Source organism: Knoellia terrae, assembly GCF_048606435.1.
GTDB lineage: Bacteria > Actinomycetota > Actinomycetes > Actinomycetales > Dermatophilaceae > Knoellia > Knoellia terrae.
Map to the genome: position 1 here is coordinate 19,273 of NZ_JBMBWH010000004.1, position 19,443 is coordinate 38,715.

Annotated in this window: 17 protein-coding genes; 7 read left to right on the forward strand and 10 right to left on the reverse strand. The window is 72.9% G+C overall.

Features of this window, described 5'->3' with window-relative positions; all coding sequences use genetic code 11:
• Positions 1-77: 77 nt before the first annotated feature.
• Positions 78-1,418: a hypothetical protein gene (locus ACOJV9_RS07085; protein WP_420184492.1), complete on the reverse strand. Its 1,341-nt coding sequence runs from the start codon at positions 1,416-1,418 to the stop codon at positions 78-80.
• A 319-nt stretch (positions 1,419-1,737) separates the two neighbouring features.
• On the opposite strand from ACOJV9_RS07085, the gene clpX reads away from it, so the two are divergent.
• The gene (gene clpX / locus ACOJV9_RS07090; RefSeq protein ID WP_420184493.1) at positions 1,738-3,015 is read left to right on the forward strand and encodes an ATP-dependent Clp protease ATP-binding subunit ClpX; all 1,278 of its coding nucleotides are present in this window, start codon (positions 1,738-1,740) and stop codon (positions 3,013-3,015) included.
• 56 nt (positions 3,016-3,071) lie between these two features.
• Here the strand turns inward: clpX and ACOJV9_RS07095 are convergent, their stop codons facing one another.
• From ACOJV9_RS07095 to ACOJV9_RS07115, 5 genes are read right to left on the reverse strand one after another with little or no spacing between them, the layout of a single operon-like run.
• Positions 3,072-3,629 (reverse strand): hypothetical protein, encoded by a 558-nt coding sequence (locus ACOJV9_RS07095; protein WP_420184494.1) that lies wholly within the window; start codon positions 3,627-3,629, stop codon positions 3,072-3,074.
• A complete protein-coding gene (locus tag ACOJV9_RS07100; protein ID WP_420184495.1) occupies positions 3,626-5,050 on the reverse strand; it encodes a DUF58 domain-containing protein in 1,425 nt (474 codons plus the stop codon). The genes ACOJV9_RS07095 and ACOJV9_RS07100 overlap by 4 nt, the downstream gene beginning before the upstream one ends.
• A complete protein-coding gene (locus ACOJV9_RS07105) occupies positions 5,047-6,042 on the reverse strand; it encodes an AAA family ATPase (RefSeq protein WP_420184496.1) in 996 nt (331 codons plus the stop codon). Before ACOJV9_RS07105 ends, ACOJV9_RS07100 begins: the two co-directional genes overlap by 4 nt.
• Positions 6,043-6,540 (reverse strand): hypothetical protein, encoded by a 498-nt coding sequence (locus tag ACOJV9_RS07110; protein WP_420184497.1) that lies wholly within the window; start codon positions 6,538-6,540, stop codon positions 6,043-6,045.
• A complete protein-coding gene (locus tag ACOJV9_RS07115; RefSeq protein ID WP_420184498.1) occupies positions 6,537-7,238 on the reverse strand; it encodes a DUF4129 domain-containing protein in 702 nt (233 codons plus the stop codon). The genes ACOJV9_RS07110 and ACOJV9_RS07115 overlap by 4 nt, the downstream gene beginning before the upstream one ends.
• A gap of 153 nt (positions 7,239-7,391) precedes the next feature.
• Between ACOJV9_RS07115 and ACOJV9_RS07120 the strand changes: the two genes are divergently transcribed.
• Positions 7,392-8,081: a hypothetical protein gene (locus ACOJV9_RS07120; protein ID WP_420184499.1), complete on the forward strand. Its 690-nt coding sequence runs from the start codon at positions 7,392-7,394 to the stop codon at positions 8,079-8,081.
• A gap of 21 nt (positions 8,082-8,102) precedes the next feature.
• On the opposite strand, the gene valS is transcribed toward ACOJV9_RS07120, so the two are convergent.
• The 4 genes from valS to eccD all read right to left on the reverse strand — a co-directional run bounded on the left by valS (position 8,103) and on the right by eccD (position 14,801).
• Positions 8,103-10,772: a valine--tRNA ligase gene (gene valS, locus ACOJV9_RS07125; RefSeq protein WP_420184500.1), complete on the reverse strand. Its 2,670-nt coding sequence runs from the start codon at positions 10,770-10,772 to the stop codon at positions 8,103-8,105.
• A 124-nt stretch (positions 10,773-10,896) separates the two neighbouring features.
• Positions 10,897-12,123, reverse strand: coding sequence for a S8 family serine peptidase (locus tag ACOJV9_RS07130; RefSeq protein ID WP_420184501.1), 1,227 nt, complete (start codon positions 12,121-12,123; stop codon positions 10,897-10,899).
• Entirely contained in the window at positions 12,120-13,460 is a 1,341-nt protein-coding gene (eccB, locus tag ACOJV9_RS07135) for a type VII secretion protein EccB (RefSeq protein WP_420184502.1), read from the reverse strand. The genes ACOJV9_RS07130 and eccB overlap by 4 nt, the downstream gene beginning before the upstream one ends.
• A gap of 9 nt (positions 13,461-13,469) precedes the next feature.
• Entirely contained in the window at positions 13,470-14,801 is a 1,332-nt protein-coding gene (gene eccD, locus ACOJV9_RS07140) for a type VII secretion integral membrane protein EccD (RefSeq protein WP_420184503.1), read from the reverse strand.
• A gap of 221 nt (positions 14,802-15,022) precedes the next feature.
• Here eccD and ACOJV9_RS07145 point away from each other — a divergent pair, with 221 nt between their 5' ends.
• The 5 genes from ACOJV9_RS07145 (at position 15,023) to ACOJV9_RS07165 (ending at position 19,318) form a co-directional block, all read left to right on the forward strand.
• Positions 15,023-15,340: a WXG100 family type VII secretion target gene (locus tag ACOJV9_RS07145; RefSeq protein ID WP_420184504.1), complete on the forward strand. Its 318-nt coding sequence runs from the start codon at positions 15,023-15,025 to the stop codon at positions 15,338-15,340.
• On the forward strand, positions 15,340-15,636 hold the full coding sequence (locus ACOJV9_RS07150) for a WXG100 family type VII secretion target (RefSeq protein ID WP_420184505.1): 297 nt from the start codon (positions 15,340-15,342) through the stop codon (positions 15,634-15,636). Before ACOJV9_RS07145 ends, ACOJV9_RS07150 begins: the two co-directional genes overlap by 1 nt.
• A 91-nt stretch (positions 15,637-15,727) precedes the next feature.
• Positions 15,728-16,294, forward strand: coding sequence for a hypothetical protein (locus ACOJV9_RS07155; protein ID WP_420184506.1), 567 nt, complete (start codon positions 15,728-15,730; stop codon positions 16,292-16,294).
• Positions 16,291-17,784, forward strand: a complete 1,494-nt coding sequence (locus ACOJV9_RS07160; RefSeq protein WP_420184507.1) for a S8 family peptidase — start codon at positions 16,291-16,293, stop codon at positions 17,782-17,784. Before ACOJV9_RS07155 ends, ACOJV9_RS07160 begins: the two co-directional genes overlap by 4 nt.
• Positions 17,771-19,318, forward strand: coding sequence for a WXG100 family type VII secretion target (locus ACOJV9_RS07165; RefSeq protein WP_420184508.1), 1,548 nt, complete (start codon positions 17,771-17,773; stop codon positions 19,316-19,318). Before ACOJV9_RS07160 ends, ACOJV9_RS07165 begins: the two co-directional genes overlap by 14 nt.
• Positions 19,319-19,443: the final 125 nt, after the last annotated feature.

Consider the following 19,443-nt stretch of genomic DNA (forward strand, 5'->3'; position numbering starts at 1 on the left):
CAGCTCCCCGCACAGACAGGTGTGCCGTCCGCTCGAGGAGCGGACGGCACACCTTTTCATGGGGTGGTGGGCGTCGGTCAGCCCCGCCCGACGCGGACGGACGCCGGGCTCGGAGCCGCGGAGCGCTCGGTGCCCGAGGACCGCTCGGCGGCGCCGGCCGAGGCCGCGCCGGTGTGGTACTCGAAGCTGCCGAAGACGTCCGTGATCAGGTGGGCCTGACCGGCGGCGTTGTGCACGCGGAACCGCTCACCGTCACCGAGGGGGATGAAGGCCGAGTTGGCCGCGACCTCGCCGCGGGCGGCGTTGACGTTGCTGACCGGCGGCTTGGGCAGGTCGTTGCTGTAGGCCGTGACGTAGGTGGTGACGGTCGGGCGGACGACGGTCGTGTTCGTGACCAGCGCGTAGGTCTCGAGACCGGCGACCGTGGTCGGTGCGGTGAACAGCCGGGGCTCGTTGGCGCCGAGCGGGGTCGCGGTCCCGCCGATCCCCGACCGGGTGTCGACGGTCCGACGGGGTGCCAGGGGCCGGTAGCGCAGGCCCTCGGGGTCGCCGCTGACGTAGATGCCGACGACGTCGACGATGGCCTGGACCGTGCCCGTGCCGCCGTTGCGGACGCTGAACAGCACCTCGGTGCCGGAGACCCCAGACGAGCCCACACTCATGTTGGCGATGACCTGCCCCGTGCCGTAGTTGAGGGTCGAGTACGTCGGCGCCTGGGGACCGAAGGTGCCGCCGGCCGAGACGAAGCCGGGCCGCGAGCCCTGCAGCACCGTGACGTTGGTCGCGAGCGCGACGACGTCGGCGGCTCCCGGGCCGAAGTCGGCCGAGATGGTCACGATCTCGCCGGGTGCCAGGGCCCCACCCTCGCTGCGGGAGTCGAACCAGCGCTCCGGGTCGAGCGTGTAGTACTGGGCGCCGACACCCGTGGCGGGCGCGACCTCACCGTGGTAGTAGCCCATGACGTCGGCGAGGATGTCGGTGGTGCCGGCCTGGTTGTAGATGCGGACGCGACCGTCGGTCCCGACCGGCACGGTGACGAGGTTCGCCCGGGTGGCCTTCGCGACGGTGTTGACGTTGGAGGTCGCCGGCCGGGGAGTGCCCGACGGGTAGGCCGTCAGCCACGTGTCGGAGCTGGGGGTCACGGCCGTGAGGTTGAGCACCACGGCGGAGACGCCGCTCGGGACCCCTCCGCGGCCGGCGACGAGCAGTGAGACCTCGCCCTGCGCGCCGACGAGGGCCTTGGGTGCGCCGTTCCCGGTGCGGGTGTCCAGCACACGGGTCGGGCTGACTGCCTTGTAGGTGCCCTGCGCCCCCTCGAAGCTCGATGCTGCGGCCGCGCTGGAAACCTGCGCGGGCTGTGCCACGGCTGTCCCCCCCATACCTGCTCCCACCATGGCGGCGGCGGCGATGCCGACCACGACTGGGGTCCTTGCGAACATGCTGTCTCCCTCGACTCGAGCCACCGACGTCCGGCGGCACGTGAAATGTAGTCGTTCGAGGCCGGGCACGCGCGGGATGCCGGAGCGCTGAGCACGAACCGTCCGGGACGACGTCCCGGACGGCGGTGCGGTGAGGCGTTCTGCCCTCAGCGGACAAGGGCGACTCGCGACGCGTCGGAGGCGTTCAATGGGTTGCGTCGGCGCCATCGCGAGGTAGCGTCGGAGACGTCGCTGAAGACACTCGGCCCCCGGGGCCGGGGTGCGACATCAGCCGAGTGGACGAAGGGACATCAGTCAAGTGGCACGCGTCGGAGAGACCAGCGACCTGCTGAAGTGCTCGTTCTGTGGCAAGTCCCAGAAGCAGGTCAAGAAGCTCATCGCCGGACCGGCGGTCTACATCTGTGACGAGTGCATAGAGCTGTGCAACGAGATCATCGAGGAGGAGCTCGCCGAGTCCTCCGAGCTCGGTGGGCTCGACGAGCTTCCCAAGCCCCGCGAGATCTTCGACTTCCTCGAGCAGTACGTCATCGGCCAGGACGTCGCCAAGCGCTCGCTCGCCGTCGCCGTCTACAACCACTACAAGCGGATCCAGTCCGGTGAGGCGAGTGGTGGCAAGAAGGACGCCGACCACGTCGACATCTCCAAGTCCAACATCCTGCTCATCGGCCCCACCGGCTGCGGCAAGACCTACCTCGCCCAGACGCTGGCCAAGATGCTCAACGTCCCCTTCGCGATCGCCGACGCGACGGCCCTGACCGAGGCCGGCTACGTCGGCGAGGACGTCGAGAACATCCTCCTCAAGCTCATCCAGGCCGCCGACTACGACGTCAAGAAGGCCGAGACGGGCATCATCTACATCGACGAGGTCGACAAGATCGCCCGCAAGAGCGAGAACCCCTCGATCACGCGTGACGTCTCCGGTGAGGGCGTGCAGCAGGCCCTGCTCAAGATCCTCGAGGGCACGACGGCCAGCGTCCCGCCGCAGGGCGGACGCAAGCACCCGCACCAGGAGTTCATCCAGATCGACACGACCAACGTGCTCTTCATCGTCGGCGGCGCGTTCGCCGGCCTCGAGAAGCTCATCGAGTCGCGCAACGGCAAGAAGGGCCTCGGCTTCGGCTCCGAGCTGCACACCCCCAAGGACCTCGCCGAGTCCATCCACGAGGTCATGCCCGAGGACCTCATGAAGTTCGGGCTCATCCCCGAGTTCATCGGCCGGCTCCCGGTCATCACGACCGTCTCGCCGCTCGACACCAGCGCGCTCGTCCAGATCCTCACCGAGCCGCGCAACGCCCTCGTCAAGCAGTACCAGAAGATGTTCCGCATCGACGGCGTCGAGCTCGAGTTCACCACCGAGGCGATCGAGGCGGTCGCCGAGCAGGCGCTCGCCCGCGGCACCGGCGCCCGCGGCCTGCGCGCGATCATGGAGGAGGTCCTCCTCCCCGTGATGTTCGACGTGCCCAGCGACGACGAGATCACCAAGGTCGTCGTCACCGACGAGGTCGTCCGCAAGAACGTCCTTCCGACGATCGTGCGTCGCGACTCCGGACCCAAGCGCCGCAAGCGCACCGCCTGAGCCGACCAGGCTCCCGCTGACGGCGGTATGCCGTCCGCTCGCCGTCGCGTCTGCCGTCAGCGTCGCGGGGAGGGCGTCGTCGAGGTCGGCGGCGCGGCCCTGCCCGAACGGGTTCCGGCCTGCCAGAAGCCGAAGGCGAGCAGGCCGACGGCGGCCAGTGCGGCATACGTCAGCAGGGCGTCGCCCTCGGTCGCCGCTGCCGACTGGGTGACGAGCAGCAGCCAGACCGGGAGCGACAGACCCAGCACGACCGCTGAGCGACGCGCCCAGCGACGCACCGTGGCACCCGGGACGTCGGCCGCCGCCGGGAAGGCTGACGACAGGGCGGCGGCGAGGTGGATCGTCGCGAGGAGGACGGCTGCGGCGAGCACGGGCAGCCAGTCGCCCGTCTCGACCGGGACCGGCACGCTGTCGAGCCAGTTGACGGCGTGCCCGGCGAGGAGCAGGGTGCCGAGCCGCGACGCCGGGTCGAGCACGACGAACGGCGTGAGCGCGACGAGGACCAGGGCCAGGACGAGCGATCCTCCCGGCGCCGTCAGGGTCGTGAGCGCCGCGAGTGCCACGGAGGCCACGGCGATCGTGGCGCGCAGCACGCGCTGCGAGGGGGACGTCACCGGGTCACCATCCTCGGCACGCGCCGTTGCCGGCTGAGGTCGCGCAGCACGAGGTCGAGGGTGCCCGGTCCCACCCACGTGACGATCGGGACACCGCTCAGGCGGGTGCGGGTCATCTCGCGCGACCGCTCGAGCAGGCGGATCCGCCAAGCGAGCCGGGCGCCGGGGGAGAGGTCCTGCTCGGGGACGAGCCCGCTCAGCAGCTCGTCGCTGACGTCGCCGGTGGCCATGGACCGGGGGAGGGTGTCCACCACGATCGTCGACGTGCCACGACGGGCGAGCTGGGCGGCGTGCGCGAGCACCTGCACGGAGATCGCCGGGGTGAGGAAGACGACGAGGGTGCCCGCGGACACGGGGTGGCGCAGCTGGCCGGCGAGGCGCTTCTCGTCGACGACGCCGCCGTCGGCGACCCGGACCCGAGCGAGGACGTCGAGGACCCGGCGCAGCTGGTTGCTCCCGAGACCCGCCGACAGTCGCGGGCTCCGGTGGGCTCCCAGCACCTGGAGACCGACCCGGTCACCGACCCGCAGGTAGTGCTCGGCGACCGCAGCGGCGGCCCGGACCCCGTTGTCGAGGCTGCTGCTCTCACCGTCGAAGCCGGTGCTGCGCCCGAGGTCCTGCATCGCGTCGACGAGCAGGAGGATCTCGCTGTCCTCGTCGGAGTAGGTCGTCGTCACGTGCAGCTCACCCGTGCGCACCGAGACCGGCCAGTGGATCCGCCGCAGGCGGTCGCCGAAGCGGAACGCCCGGACGTCGGCCAGCTCGCTGCCGTCGCCGTGCCGCCGCGAGCGGCTGCGGCCCACGAGCCCGTCGGGGTCAGGGGTCGGGCTGCGTGCCGCGAAGGCCTCCGGCAGCGGGACGGTGGGCAGCGGCGGAGCCTCCACGGGCGTCGGCGCCCAGACGTGGGAGCCGAAGGCGCTGCTCACGGCGCAGGTCGCCGGACCGAGCGCGCGCAGCCCCCAGCGCGTGCTCTGGCAGAGGACGTCGATCCGCGGGGTGGTCGTCGCCTCGCCGGTGGTGGCGCACTGGCTCGTCGGGGTGTAGCGGGTGAACTCGGTCTCGGTGACGGCGAGCGCGACGTCCTCCACACCGTCGCCGGGCTGCGCGTCGACGGTCCAGGCCGTCGTCTGGCCCTCGCGCAGCACGGGATGCCGCAGCCACGCGTGGACGACGGGGGGCTCGACGGGGCGGCGGATGAGCGACCAGGCGGCGACGATGACCAGCGGGGTGCCCAGCGCGACCACGTCGGGCCGGAGCAGGATCGCGCCCAGCCCCAGCAGGGCCACCCCGAGCAGCACCGCTCGTGCGTGCGCGGGGGTCGCACGCCACCGGGCCGACAGCCGGCTGCCCGGCGGCGGCGGGCTGGTCGTGGCGTCCTCCTCCTCGGCCAGCCCCTCGGAGGCCGGCTCGCCCTCGGTCATGGCCCCTCGTACCCGGTGCGAGCCCCACGTCCGGTCGGCGAGGGAGTCGGCACGGTCGCCAGGATCGAGGCGATGACGCTCGTGGCGGTGACGTCGTTGATCCACAGCTCCGGGCGCACGGTGACGCGGTGGTCGAGCGCCGCGTGCGCCACGGCCTTGACGTCCTCGGGGGTGACGAAGTCGCGACCGCGGATGACGGCGTGCGAGCGGGCGACGAGCATGAGCGCCAGAGCCCCGCGCGGGGACGCCCCCATGACGAGGCTCGACTGCGACCGCGTGGCGGCGGCGAGGCGGACGCAGTAGCGGCCGACGCCTTCGTCGACCGTCACCGTCTCGACCGCTCGCTGCATGGCGACGAGCCCGGCGGCGTCGGTGATGGCCGGCACCGTCTGCGCCTCCTGCTGGCGCTCGAGACGGCGCCGCAGCACCTCCCACTCCTCACCGGCGGTGGGGTAGCCGAAGGAGACGCGCAGGAGGAACCGGTCGAGCTGGGCCTCGGGGAGGGGATACGTGCCTTCGTACTCGACGGGGTTGGCCGTGGCGAGCACGTGGAAGGGCCGGTGCAGGGCGAACGTCTCGCCCTCCACCGTGATCTGCCCCTCCTGCATCGCTTCGAGCAGGGCGGCCTGGGTCTTCGGGGGCGTCCGGTTGATCTCGTCGGCGAGCAGCAGCTCGGTGAACAGCGGACCCCGCCGGAAGACGAACTCGTGGTTGCGCTGGTCGTAGATGAACGCGCCGGTGAGGTCGCTCGGGAGGAGGTCCGGGGTGAACTGGGCGCGCGCGAAGTCCAGCCCGAGGGCCTGCGCGAACGAGCGGGCGGCCAACGTCTTGCCGAGCCCCGGGAAGTCCTCCATGAGGACGTGCCCGCCGGCGAGGACGCCCGCGAGGACGAGCTCGAGGTTGGCGCGCTTGCCGACGACCGCGCGCTCGACCGCGGTCAGGACGGCCGCGGCCAGGTCGGAGACCTCGTGCAGGGAGGGGATGTCGGTCACTCAGTGCTCCTCGAGGATGGTGATGAAGGTGGCGAGCTCGGCGGCGTCCACCCGCGGCGGGGGAGACGAGGCGAGGTATGCCGTGAGCTGCGGTCCCAGCGCGGCCCGCGCGCGGTCGTCGTCGAGCTCGGGCGGGAGCCCGAGCTGGGTGAGCCGGGCCCGAGCGACGGACTCCACCGTCCGGTGGACCTCCCCGACAGCGGAGACGTCGCCCGCGACCGCACGGTCGATGGTCCGGGTGAGTGCCGTGACCCGACGGTCGCTCCCGCGAACCCGGACCGGCGTCCCCGCGCTCGTGGTCCACTCGACGGTGCGGTGCTCCCCGACGAGCCACGTGCCGAGCGCCCCGACGGCGACGAGCAGGCCGGCCGTGACGAGGAGGAGGAGGGGCTGGTCGAGGGCCGGCGCGAGCATGAGCAGCAGGCCCAGCACGCAGGCGACGACGACCGCAGCGGGAAGCTCACGCCCGCGCACGAGCGCGAGAAGACGTCCCCTCACCGCGTGGTCCCTTCCCCGAGGGCGGCGAGGGGCCGCAGGAGGTCCTCACGCACGGTGCGCAGCGCCTCGCGGGCCGCCTCCCGGTGCTCCTCACCGATGAAGTGATCCGAGAAGCGTGCCTCCCGGTACACCGCGGCCAGGCGTTCGATGGCTGCAGGGTCCACCGCGTGCTCGTCGAGCACGGCGGCGACGAGCTCGGCGGGGGTGCGGGACGCGTCGTCGTGGATGCCGACCGCGTGGGCGGTCCGCTCGAGGGTGAGCCAGGCGTTGATCACGGCCTCACCCGACGTGCCGTGGTCCAGCTGCGCCTCGCTCTCGCGCACCCCGGCGACGAGGACGTCCGGGAGGAGCCCGCCCCTGACCTCGTCCTTCACCGTGACGGGGTCGCGCCGCAACCGGCGCGCGAGGGCGCGAGCCACGAGCACCACCGCGAGGACGACGACGAGGACGAGGAGGGCACGCAGGGTCCAGGCGACGATGGCGGCGACGGTCTCGTTGTCCTCCAGGGATGCCCCCTCGCCGCGTGGCTGGCGGTTGTCGCCGACCTCGCCCTCGACGAGCTCACCGAACTCCTCAATCGCGGGTGGGCTCTCACCGGGCACGGTGAGGGCCGAGACGGAGCCCGCGCCCGAGACCCAGGCGGTGAGCAGCAGCGCCGCGACGGTGCCGCCGGCCCAGCCCCACTCCCGACGTCTCACCCGACCGAGCCTATGCCAGCCACCCGGCGTGGGAGCCTGATCACGAGGCTGCGTCCCGTCGGTCGCCCCTGAGGGGACCACGTCGCCATCGCCGGGACGCCGGTGGGCGTCGGGGGGTGGCGGGGCAGCGCCCCCACGGGTGAGGATGGCGTCGTGGCCACGGCATACCGACTTCGCGCCGGCGACACCGGCCCGGTTCAGCAGTCCCCGGTGACCTGTGGCTCGGCCTGCCTCACGGTGGCCCGGATGCTCGTGGACCCGGTCTTCGCCAGCTGGGTGCGGACCGGCGAGCCGCGCCTGCCGGGCTCACCCGACGGCGAGGACGAGCAGGAGCGCTTCGCGGCATACGAACGCGTCGTCATGGGGCGGACCAACGGCATCGTCGACGGTCGGCGCCGCCCGCACCTGCCGTGGCCGCGTGCCCTCGGCACGCCTCCATGGGGCGCCAAGCGCGAGCTCGAGCTCGGTGCCGCGCGCCAGGGAACGCGCTACGACGTCGCCACCTGGCGTCCGCTGTCGCGCACCAGCCTGCGCGAGGCGTTCGACCATTTCGTCGACGTGGTGGCCGACGGCGAGCCGGGGCTGCTCTACATCGGCAACGCCCAGCTGCCCCGCCACGTCGTCCTCGTGCTCCCGGGGGACGGCGACCGGCTGCTCGACGTCTACGACCCGGGGAACGGCCGGGTCCACCACCTCCGCCGCGACGCCGTGGTCGAGCGTCGCATCGGCCTCAGCGGCTGGCAGGTGCCGTGGTTCGCCGTGCAGCCGACCGGACACCGCCGCGTCCTGGCCGTCGCGCCGAGCCGCGCCCTCGGTGCGGCCCGGGTGACGTCGGGCGCCTGAAGGCCGGTCCGGACGAGCCGGTCAGCCCTGCGGCCGAGGCTTCTCGACGGGGATGAGCTCGACGTCACTGGCCGTCCAGGTCTGCGCAGGGGCGTAGTCGAGGGTGCCGGTGATCTTCCCGGCCGCGCGCAGGTCGGCCTCGCCGGCCCGCACGTGGTCGAGCAGGGCCTCGGGCCCACCGAGCACGATGCGGGCCACCTCGGCGCGCATCGAGAGCTTCGCCTCGGACTTGCTCTTGCGCACCGTCGCCAGCGCGGCCCCCACGGCCCCGAGCATCGCCGGGTCGGCGGGCTCGCCGTCGAGCCGGACCTCCTCGACGGTGGGCCAGGAGGTGAGGTGCACGGAGCCGTCGTGCCACCAGGACCACACCTCCTCGGTGACGTAGGGGAGGAACGGCGCGAGCAGCCGCAGCAGCGAGTCCAGCGCCAGGCGCAGGGTTGCCCGCGCCGACGCGGAGGCGGCCGCATCGACGGTCGCGCCGTAGGCCCGGTCCTTGACGAGCTCGAGGTAGTCGTCGCAGAAGGTCCAGAAGAAGGTCTCGGTCACCTCGAGCGAGCGGGTGTAGTCCCACGACTCGAAGCCGGCGGTGGCCTTCTCGATGACGTCGGCCAGCCCCGCGAGCAGGGCCCGGTCGAGCGGCTCAGTGACCATCGCGGCGAGGTCGGCGTCGCCGTCCACGTCGCCGAACGACAGGGCGAACTTCGACGCGTTGAGCACCTTGATGGCGAGGCGCCGGCCGACCTTCATCTGGCCCACGTCGTAGGCGGCGTCGGCGCCGAGCCGGCCCGAGGCCGCCCAGTAGCGGACCGCGTCGGCGCTGTGCTCGCGCAGCACGTCCTCGGGCGTGACGACGTTGCCCTTGGACTTGCTCATCTTCTTGCGGTCGGGGTCGAGGATCCAGCCGCTGATGGCGGCGTTGCGCCACGGCACCGTGCCGTGCTCGTAGTGGGCGCGCACGACGGTCGCGAAGAGCCACGTCCGGATGATGTCGTGCCCCTGGGGGCGCACGTCCATCGGGAAGACCTTGTCGAACACGGGGTCGGTCGTGACCTCACCGGAGGCGTCGACCCGCCGCCACCCGCCGGCGATCTGCGGCGACAGCGAGGACGTCGCCCAGGTGTCGAGGACGTCCGGGTCGCCGACAAAGCCGCCGGCCTGCCCACGCTGCGACTCGTCGTAGCCCTCGGGGGCCTGGGTGACGGGGTCGATCGGCAGCGCTGCCTCGGACGGGACGATCGGCTGGTCCCACACGGGCTCGCCCTCGGCGTCGAGGGGATACCAGACGGGGATCGCGACGCCGAAGAAGCGCTGTCGGGAGACGAGCCAGTCGCCGTTGAGGCCGGCGACCCAGTTGGCGTAGCGGGACCGCATGAAGGACGGGTGGAAGTCGATGGCCCGGCCCTGGCCGACGAGCGTGTCGTTGAGCGCGGCGTCGCGACCACCGTTGCGGATGTACCACTGGCGCGACGTGACGATCTCGAGGGGCTTCTCGCCGCGCTCGTAGAAGTTGGCCTTGCGCTGCGTCGCCTTCGGCTCACCGTCGAGGTCGCCGGACTCGCGCAGCGCCGCCACGACGCTCTCGCGCGCCGAGTGCACCGTCTTGCCTGCGAGCTCGCCGAACAGCTCGGCCCCGGGGCCGCCGGCGACCCACTCCGGCGTCTCGGCCTGGATGCGGCCCTGGCGGGTGATGACCGACCGCGTCGGCAGCTGCAGCTCACGCCACCAGATGACGTCGGTGAGGTCACCGAAGGTGCAGCACATCGCGATGCCGGCACCCTTGTCCATCTCGGCGGCCGGGTGGGCCACGACGGGCACCTCCACCCCGAACAGCGGCGAGCTGACCGTGGAGCCGAACAGGCCGGCATACCGCTCGTCGTCGGGGTGCGCGATGAGGGCGACGACCGAGGGGATGAGCTCCGGTCGGGTCGTCTCGACGAAGACCGGCTCTGCATCCTGGGTTGTCGGGTGGAACGCGACGCGGTGGTAGGCGCCGGGGTAGTCGCGCGCCTCGAGCTCGGCCTGGGCGACCGCGGTCTGGAAGGTGACGTCCCACAGGCCGGGTGCCTCGGCCTGGTAGGCCTCACCGCGGGCGAGGTTGCGCAGGAACGCCTGCTGGGCGGTGGCGCGGGAGTGGTCGTCGATGGTGCGGTACGAGATCGACCAGTCGAAGGACTGGCCGAGGCGCCGGAAGAGCGACTCGAAGGCCTTCTCGTCCTCGACGGTCAGCTCGTCGCAGAGCTCGATGAAGTTCTGCCGCGAGATGGGCATCGCGTCCCCGGCCCGCAGGCTCTTGGCGTCACCACGGTGCGGGGGCTCGAAGGTGGGGTCGTGGGGCAGCGAGGCGTCGCCGCGCACCCCGTAGAAGTTCTGGACCCGCTTCTCGGTCGGGAGCCCGTTGTCGTCCCAGCCGATCGGGTAGAACACGTTGAGGCCGACCATGCGCTTGTAGCGCGCCATGCAGTCGGTGTGCGTGTAGGAGAACACATGCCCCATGTGCAGGCTGCCCGACGCGGTCGGCGGGGGGGTGTCGATCGAGAAGACCTGCGAGCGGCTCCCGGCCAGGGCTGCCTCACGGTCGAAGGAGTAGGTCTGCTCCTGCGCCCATACCCGGCCCCACTTGTCCTCGAGGCCGTCCAACGAGGGACGCTCCGGGATGGTGGCAGCGCGAGAGGACGTGAGGTCGGCAGACATGTGCGGAATTCTCCCAGAACGTCAGGGGTGCTCCCAACCGGGTTCCCCCACCGCGTATGCCGGCCCACGCAGAGCGTGGGACCCGCATCCCACCCGCGCGCGTCGTCCCTCCGGCAGCCGCGGGTCAGGAGCCTCGCGGGACGCGGAGCATGCGGCCCATGCCGAGACCGAGGACGGCGACGGCGATGCCGAGGAGCAGCCAGAGGACGGTCTCGCGGGCGGGGGCCCGAGGGTCCGGAGCGGGCGTGAGGTCGACGGTCGAGACCGCCGGTGGGAGCGAGGCTCGCGGCGCCCCACCGGGGCGCACCGGACCGGCCACGGTGTCGTCGAGGACGGCGGTCATCGCCTCGTAGGGCTGCACGACGCCCCAGCCGGAGAGGTCGTCCCGGATGGTGCGGGTGCCGCGGGAGGCGGTGCTCTGGAGGCGGTGGGACAGCTCGGCCGGGCTCGCCGACGGGAACCGCTGGCGGAGCAGGGCGGCGGCGCCGCTGACGTACGCCGTGGCATAGCTGGTCGACTGGCCCTGCTGCGAGAGGACGCAGTCGCCGCCGGTGCGGAAGGTCGTGAGGACGGTGTCACCCGGGGCGGCGAGGTCGACGTGGGGACCGTGGATCGAGTCCTCCGTGACCTCGTCGGGACCGGTGGTGGCGGCGACGCCGAGAACGCCGGGGTTCGCGGCCGGGTAGCGCAGCCCGTCCTTGACCTCGGTGGCCTGCTCGCGGTTGCCGGCCGAGGCCACGACGACGACGCCCGCCCCGACCGCGGCGGCGACCGCGCTGCGGACGTCGCGTCGGTCCGAGCTCGTCGACAGCGAGAGGTTGATGACGTCGGCACCTGCGGAGACGGCGTACGTGATGCCCCGGGCGAGGTTGGCCGCCCGCTGCTCGGCCTCGTCGCCGCCTGACTCTCCGCCACTGATCTTGACCGGGAGGATCGTCGCGGCCGGGGCCACCCCCACGACGCCGGATCGCTTCCCGATGTCGCGAGCGGCGATGATGCCCGCGATCGCGGTGCCGTGACCCGTCTCGTCGGTCGTGGCTGGACCACCGACGAAGCTGCGGCCCGGCAGGACCGACCCCGCGGGGAAGTGCGCGTTGGTCGTGGAGACGCCGGAGTCGATGACCGCGACCACGACACCCCGGCCGGTCGCCAGGGCCCAGGCGCGGCGGGCACCGAGGCGGGCCAGCCCCGAGGGCTCGTCCGCGACGTAGCGGACCTGGTCCTCGGTGCAGGCCCTCGGCTCGGCGTGCGCGACGGGTGTGCCCGTCGGTGACACCGCACCACCCGCGAGCAGGACGAGGGTCAGGGCGCCGGCGGCCCCTGTGCGCCGCCCCGTCCGACGACGTGTCACGGCGCGGCGGCCACGGTGGTCTGCGCGGCGCGCACGCTGAGGACGGGTCCGGGGCGGAACAGCTCCGCCCAGGCCTGTGGGACGGGCGAGACGTCGCCCGCGTCGTATCCCAGTCGCTGCAGCAGGTCGGGCGTGGACGCGTCGATCGCGTAGGCCGTGCCGGTCTGGTCGATGGCGAGCACCGGACCCGCGGTGAGCGAGCCGGCCCCCACGGCCCGGACGAGTGCTCCTGTCCCGAGGTCGACGCTCACCCTGGTGGCGGACGGTGCGGCACTGACCGTCGTCGAGGTCGAGAGGGCCACGACCGGCTGCTGCCCGCGCTCGGACGTGAGGGTGGCGCACGGTGCGTCGCTCAGCAGCGTGGGGAGCTCGCTGGGCCAGCCGGTCGGGGCGATCCGCTGGCGCTGCACCGCGAGCTGGGTGACCTGGGCCGGTGTCACCTCGAGGTCGTCGGTGGTGCTCCCCGAGCCGACGCGGTAGAGGGCGTGCGCGAGGTCGGGGAGGGGCTCCAGGTCGCCGGCCGAGCTGACGAGGTAGCGGCGCGCCTCCTGGCCGGCGTTGGCGACGGCGAGCACGGACCCGACGGTGGCACCGGGGGGAAGGCCGGCCACCGGCTTGCCGAAGTCGGGGATCCGCAGCGGCGCCAGCTCGGGGCCGAGCGCGAAGAGGTTGGTCCACAGGGCAGGCGCGGCCTGCGGCGCTCGCCCGTCGAGGCCGAGGGCGATCGTCACGGTCGAGAGGTTGGCGGCCGCCACCGGGTGGCGCTGCCCCCCTGCGATGACGAAGGTCTGGCCGCCGGTCGTCACGAGGGTCGCTCCCTGAGCGGTCGGCGTGCTCCTGGCCGACGCGCCGACGGCGGTCGCCACGCCACTCTCGGGACCGAGGCACGACACCCAGCCGCTGTTGGTCAGGGAGTCGGGGGGCGTCAGCGAGTCCGGGGCGCCCGGGATGCCGATGGTGGCACCGCGCTGCTGCGTGGCCAGCTTGTCGTCGGCGACCGTGATCACCTCGAAGCTCCTCGCCGGGATGAGCAGCCGGGCGCTGGTCGTGTTGAGCACGGGGTGCAGGGTCTTCTTGATCGAGACGTAGCGGGCCCCGCTGTCCTTGGCGATGACGAGCTTGTTGTCCCCCCAGTTCTTCGGCAGGGAACCGAGGAGCCAGCCGAAGGCGAGGCTCCCGACGACGAGCACGACCGTCAGTGCCAGCCCACCGATGACCGCCTTCATCGGGCGGTGCGGCTCGACCTCACGTCCTCCGGGTGCGCCGCTGACGAAGGCGGTGGTGAGACGGCGCCTGCTGAACGACTGGGCGTCGACGAGGTCCTTCTTGGTGGCCACTCGACGACCTCAGAGGAGGCCGACGGTCAGGGCCGCCAGCGGGACGAGGGTGACGAGGGCGACGCCCTCGACGGCGTCGGCGATCCGTCCGAGCTGCACCCGCGTGCGTGGCAGGACGAGCGCCAGCGCCACCACGACCGCCGCGGCTGCGGCGAGCCCCAGGGCGAGGGCCGGCCGCCAGTCGGGATGGGTCTCGGCCGCGCTGACGGCGGCGACGGCGATGCCGGCGACGCCGGACACCATGGCGATGAGCACCGTGGTGCGGGTCCGGCTGTGCCGGGTGCGCAGCAGGGTCGCGACGAACCCGACGAAGACGAGCAGGGCGCCGGACACCCCCGCGGAGACCAGCTGGGGGGTGCAGAGGACCATGACGCCGGCACTCGCGACGCCAAGGGCGACCATGAGCTCGTGGCCCGCCGCGACCTGGCGCCGAACCTGCTCGCGCTCCACCTCGGGCGCGTCGGAGAAGATCTCGAGGTCGCTCTTGGGCGGGTGCGTCGACAGCCGGCTGGTGGAGATGCCGACCCAGGGCAGGACGTTGCCGATCAGGGTGGCGACGAGGAAGACCACTGCGGCGACCGAGGTCATCCCCCACCCGACGACGTGCGTCAGGGAGCCGAGGACCACCATCGCCAGGCCGATCGCAGAGGTGGCAGCGACGAGCAGTCGGGAGCGGGTGACGGCCGCGGCACCGAGGGCACCAACGAGCGTGACGGCCGCGCCGGCATACAGCAGGCCCTCGCCCCAGAGGCGCGCGTCGGGCACGGCGGCATACCCGGACACACCGGCATAGGTGACCGCGGTGAGCGCGAGCGCCACTGCGGCGTAAGGCTGCTGGCGGACGTGGGCGAGGACGGCGGCGGCACCGACGAGCAGGAGAGCGCACGCCCCCGCGAGCGCGGCGACGAGGAGCCCGTTGTCCCGGGCGGTGAAGAGTGCGTAGGCGGCTGCGACGAAGAGAACGACCGCGGCACCCACCGCCGTGCCGGCGCTGTTGCTCGCGGTCCACGGCGTGAACTGCGTCTCGACCAGGTCGGCGACGGCCTCCACGACGTCGTCGTAGACCTTCTCGCCGTCAGGGCGGTTGGGCTCGAGGGCGAGGACGGCGCCGTCCTCGACACCTTGTGCCGCAAGGCTTGTGTCGCTCTCGACGACCGACCCGTCCGAGCGGACGAGGCGGTACCCCATGCTGGCGGAGTGCGCGTCCAGGACGCCGAGCTCGCGCGCGAGGTCAGGGATCACCTCGGCGACCGGGATCGACCCGGGGATCCCGAGGTCGGCGCGCCGGGTCCCCGACGTCACCGACAGCCTCACGAGCGACGTCGCCGTGCTCTGACTCACGAATGGTCCTCCCCGGTGCTCCAGCGCTGTCATCCCCCCGCCGCGACGGGAACCGCCACGAGCATAGACCGGGGAGTTCTCCCCATTGGCGGTCGCTGGGGGCACCCGTATGGTCTTCCCTGTCAGGACTTCGGGGGAACGTCAGGCCGGGGTCCAACCACCATGAGTGGTCGGGTGGGCCAGCGAGGTCCGTAGGGGCCGAAGAGAGAAGGGAAGTGACAATGTCAGACAGCCACAAGGTCGGCGCAGGCGCCATCGCCAAGAGCGCGAGCATCGTCGACCAGTCCAAGAGCGACCTCAAGAACAAGCTCGGCACGCTGCAGGGGCAGATGGAGCAGGTGAAGGCGCACTGGGAGGGTGCGGGCGCCGGCGCCTTCCAGAACGTGCAGGTCGCGTGGACGACGCAGGCCCAGGACCTCGTCGACATCCTCGAGAACTTCCGCGAGAACCTCGTCGCCAACGACAAGCAGTACACGGCGGACGACCAGGGCTCCTCCGACCTGCTCAGCAAGTACGTCTCGCAGATGGGTGGCAAGTGATGAGTGGCGGTCAGGACATCAAGGTCGTCGGCGGGGGCCTCGACGCCCTCATCGGTGACATGCAGAAGGGCGTCAACGACCTGCGCGGCAAGGTCGCCGACATGGAGCGTGACCTCAAGCCGCACATGGCGGAGTGGGAGGCGGGGGCCAAGACCGCCTTCGAGGACGTGAAGAGCAGGTGGAACACCGAGGTCAACGACCTCAACGAGCTGCTCCTCGACATCAAGAAGGCCGTCGAGCAGTCCAAGGAGGCCTACCTCGCCGGTGAGCTCCGCAACAAGAACAGCTGGTCCTGACCGCACGGTCGGCAGAACCACAGGGCCGTGCCGGCACCCCGGACGGGGGTGCCGGCACGCAGCCGCGTGACGAGGGACAGGGGAGGCAGCCATGGCAGGCGACGAGGTCGAGTACCCGACCGAGTACATGAACAGCTTGGCCAACACGAGGCAGACCACGTGGGCCGAGGACTCCACCGAGGGCGTGCGGAGGATCCGCGACGCGCTCGCGGACAGGAGCACGTTCGGCGACCTCCCCGAGCTGGCCGCCTACGGCACGGTCTTCGAGGAGGTCCGCACGATCTACCTCGAGACGCTGCGCGGCGTCAAGGACGACCTCGACGCCGTGGCGCAGGGCATCCGCACGTCCGCCCAGCAGATGCGGGACCGGGACGACCAGGCGGGTGCCGCCTTCCTCGAGCTGTGGCAGCGATGGGAGAACGGCCCGCTCGCGAGCACCCGGAACCACGAGCAGGCCTCCTCCACCCAGTCCGCCCAGGCTGCGGCGCAGACCGCCGAGTCGGCCGAGGCCGCGACCTCCGCCACGGCGGCGGCACCGGCGGTACCGGCGGAGCCCGCCGAAAGAGGCACGCCCGCCGACGGTGCCACGGGAGGAACCCGCGCAGAAGGCGCCGTCCCCGCGGGTGGGCCCGCGTCCGACGTCCCGTCACCCCGGTGACCGTGCGCGCCCGCTCGACACGCGTGCGCCGCGGGGTCGCCCTGGCGGTGGCCGGTGCGGCTGCCGCGGCGAGCCTGGCCTGCGCCCCGTCGGCATCGGCGGACCCGCTCGACGACGGGCAGTGGTGGCGGGCGGCGATGGGCGTCGACGAGCTCCACCGCACCGGCGCCGGCCAGGGGGTCACGGTCGCCGTCATCGACGGGCCGATCGACTCCAGCGTGCCCGAGCTGCGGGGTCGGGTCGCGTCTTCGAGCACGGAGTGCCTGACCCGGGACGGCGACCGCCGGGCCGCCACGCTCAGGGGCCCCGAAGCGGGCCACGCGACGAGCATGGCCTCGCTCATCGTCGGGAGCGGGAAGGGGACGACCGCGGGAGGGCGCGGCATCTCGGGGATCGCGCCGCGGGCGACGCTACGCCACTACGCGGTGCTGTACGCGAGGACCACCGACGGCGGCGGGGACGGGTGCCGCCTCGACGCCTCCGGGTTGGACCAGTCCGGCGCCGCCACGGCGCGGGCCATCCGCCAGGCCGTCGGGGACGGCGCCAAGGTCCTCAGCATCAGCCTCTCCGTCGACTACGACGCCGCGCTCGTCGACGCGCTGCTCGAGGCCTACCGCGCGGGCGCGATCGTCGTCGCCTCGACGAACAACGACACCCGCAACGTCTTCTGGCCCGGGATCGGCAACGGCGTCGTCACGGTGACCCACGTCGACGCCGCCGGGAACCTCGACTCCAGCGCGCTGCGGCGGAGCCCGCTGCTCGACTTCGCTGCCCCGGGGACCAAGGTTGCCGCCGGGGCCTGGACCCCGTCGGGATGGCGCTCCGACGCCATCTCCGACGGCGCCTCCCAGGCCACGGCGATCACGGCCGGAGGTCTGGCCGCGCTCTGGTCGGCCCATCCCGACGCCACGGGCAACCAGGTCCTGCAGGCCGCCAAGGACGCCATCGGGCTGCGCGCCGAGAACGGCACGTACCTCACCTGGTTCCGACGGGTGGGCCAGGACCTGCCGCGGTCGGCGGGCAAGACCGAGTCCTACGGCTTCGGCATCTTCTCCCCGGCGGACGCGGTCAGGCTCGACGTGGCCGCGCTGCCCGACACCAACCCCATGGTCGTCGACCGTGGCGTGGTCTCACCCACCGCCGCGCAGATCGCCGCAGTGGTCGGCGCCGCGAGCGCGTCCACGGCATCGCCGTCGACGCCGACCTCCGCATCACCGTCGGCCAGCGCCGCCGCGACGGCGATCGAGGAGACCCGGCCTGCTGGTGCCGACGAGGCCGCCGACGCGGGGAGCCCGCTCCGGGTGTGGGCGCTCGCCGGGCTCCTGGCGCTGGCACTGGCGACCGCGGTCCTCGTGCTGTCCCGGCGACGCCGAGCCAGACGCTCGGACGGCGCTCACGACCTCGCATCCCCCTCTGTTTCCCACGACCCGACGACCGCGACGGACGGGGTCGCGGCCACGATGAAGGAGCACAGTCATGGCGGTTCTTGACGGTGGCGGCAGCGGGCCGACGCTCAACCCCAAGGCCAAGCACTACGAGCGGCGGCTGTTCAAGGTCTTCTCCTCCAGCACCGCGTCCATCTGGTTGACGCAGAACGACTGGAGGGCCGCGAAGACCCAGCTCGAGGACCTGGCCAAGGACGTGCGCCAGGTGCACACCGAGCTCCAGGCTCCGCCGACCGGCGGTCGCGGCTGGCAGGGGCCGGCAGCCGAGGCGGCCCTGGCCTCACTCCAGAAGCTCAGCTCGACCCTCGACACCCACGCGACCAAGGTCGGCGACGTGGACACGAGCCTGGGTCAGGTTCACACGGCGATCACCGAGGCGAAGGCCGGCTGGTACTCCGAGGTGGCGAGCATCTCGACCTACGTCGACCCGGCGGAGCACACGCGTCTCCCGGCGCCCTACCTGCCGACCCCGGAGAACCGCGCCCAGTACAGCGTGCCCGACACCGAGGCGGCCGCGGCGGCGGAGGACGCCCTCTGGGAGCAGCGCAACCAGGCGGCCAAGCGCGTGCTCGACCGGTTGGGCACCGACACCCAGACGGCGACCTCGACGATGCCGATCGAGACGAGGACGAGGTCCGAGACGCCGTACAGCCAGTCCGGTCCCGGCGGCGGAGGCGGCGACTACCCCGCGGGGACGAGGACCCCCTCGACCTCGGGGGGCTACGCCGTGCAGCCCGACACCGGGGTCGTGTTCGACGGCGATCGCGGCGACGACGAGGACCGTGACCGTCCCGACCCGGTCGTCATCATCGAGAACCCCGACCCGGAGACCGACCCGGACCCGGAGCTCGACCCGGACCCGGAGACCGAGCCGGACCGGGAGACCGGTGTCGGCCCGGAGACCGGCGTGGACCCGGAGACCGGTCTCGACCCGATCAGCTCCGACGGTGACGTCACCGGCACGATCGGCACGAACCCCACCGGTGACGGGGTGACCTCGCCCGGCATGCAGGCTCCCCGGGGCGGCGGCGGCATCGGGGCCGGCGGCCTCGCTGCGGGCGGCCTCGGTGCAGGTGCCGCCGGTGTCGGTGGGATCCTCGGTGCCCGTGGCGGCATGGCCCGCGGCGGTGCCATCGGTGTCGGCAGCTCCGGCGGGACGCGCGGTGGGACGACTGTCCGGCCCGGTGGGGCCGGTGCCCGTGGTGGCGCGGCCTTCGGCAGCGCCGGAAGCGCTCGCGGTGGGGCGACGGTGGTGCCGGGCGGTGGTGGCGCCGCAGGGCAGTCCCGGGCCGGCGCCTCGGGGCGCGGCAGCGCCGTCAAGGGCGCGAGTGGCTCCGGTCGCTACGGCGTCCCCAAGCTCGACGGCAGGGGCGGCGGCGCGGCGCCCACGGCCTCCGGCCAGTCCGGCAGGACTGCTGGAGGCAGGGCGGGACGCAGTGGCCCCGTCGGCGCGGCCGGTGCCGGTGGCGGCCGCACGGGCGAGAAGCGGACGGCCGCGGACGTGGACGGGCTCACCCACGAGGACGAGGACACCTGGTACGACGGGACCGACGAGTCCAGTCCCCAGGTCTGGGACTGACCGCCAGCGCGGCGTCTCAGGCGCCGGCCACGGTCCGGTGTCGGGTTTCCGGGACCCTGGCGGCCGCAGTGCCCCCTGATCCCCGACACCCCAGCGACCGCCTCCCGTCCGGTGAGGCAGGTGGC

Bases quoted from the DNA above. Each gene is read 5' to 3' on its own strand.
- ACOJV9_RS07150 (WP_420184505.1), top strand. From the start codon at position 15,340: ATGAGTGGCGGTCAGGACATCAAGGTCGTCGGCGGGGGCCTCGACGCC.
- ACOJV9_RS07165 (WP_420184508.1), top strand. From the start codon at position 17,771: ATGGCGGTTCTTGACGGTGGCGGCAGCGGGCCGACGCTCAACCCCAAG.
- ACOJV9_RS07155 (WP_420184506.1), top strand. From the start codon at position 15,728: ATGGCAGGCGACGAGGTCGAGTACCCGACCGAGTACATGAACAGCTTG.
- ACOJV9_RS07100 (WP_420184495.1), bottom strand. From the start codon at position 5,050: ATGACCGAGGGCGAGCCGGCCTCCGAGGGGCTGGCCGAGGAGGAGGAC.
- ACOJV9_RS07145 (WP_420184504.1), top strand. From the start codon at position 15,023: ATGTCAGACAGCCACAAGGTCGGCGCAGGCGCCATCGCCAAGAGCGCG.
- valS (WP_420184500.1), bottom strand. From the start codon at position 10,772: ATGTCTGCCGACCTCACGTCCTCTCGCGCTGCCACCATCCCGGAGCGT.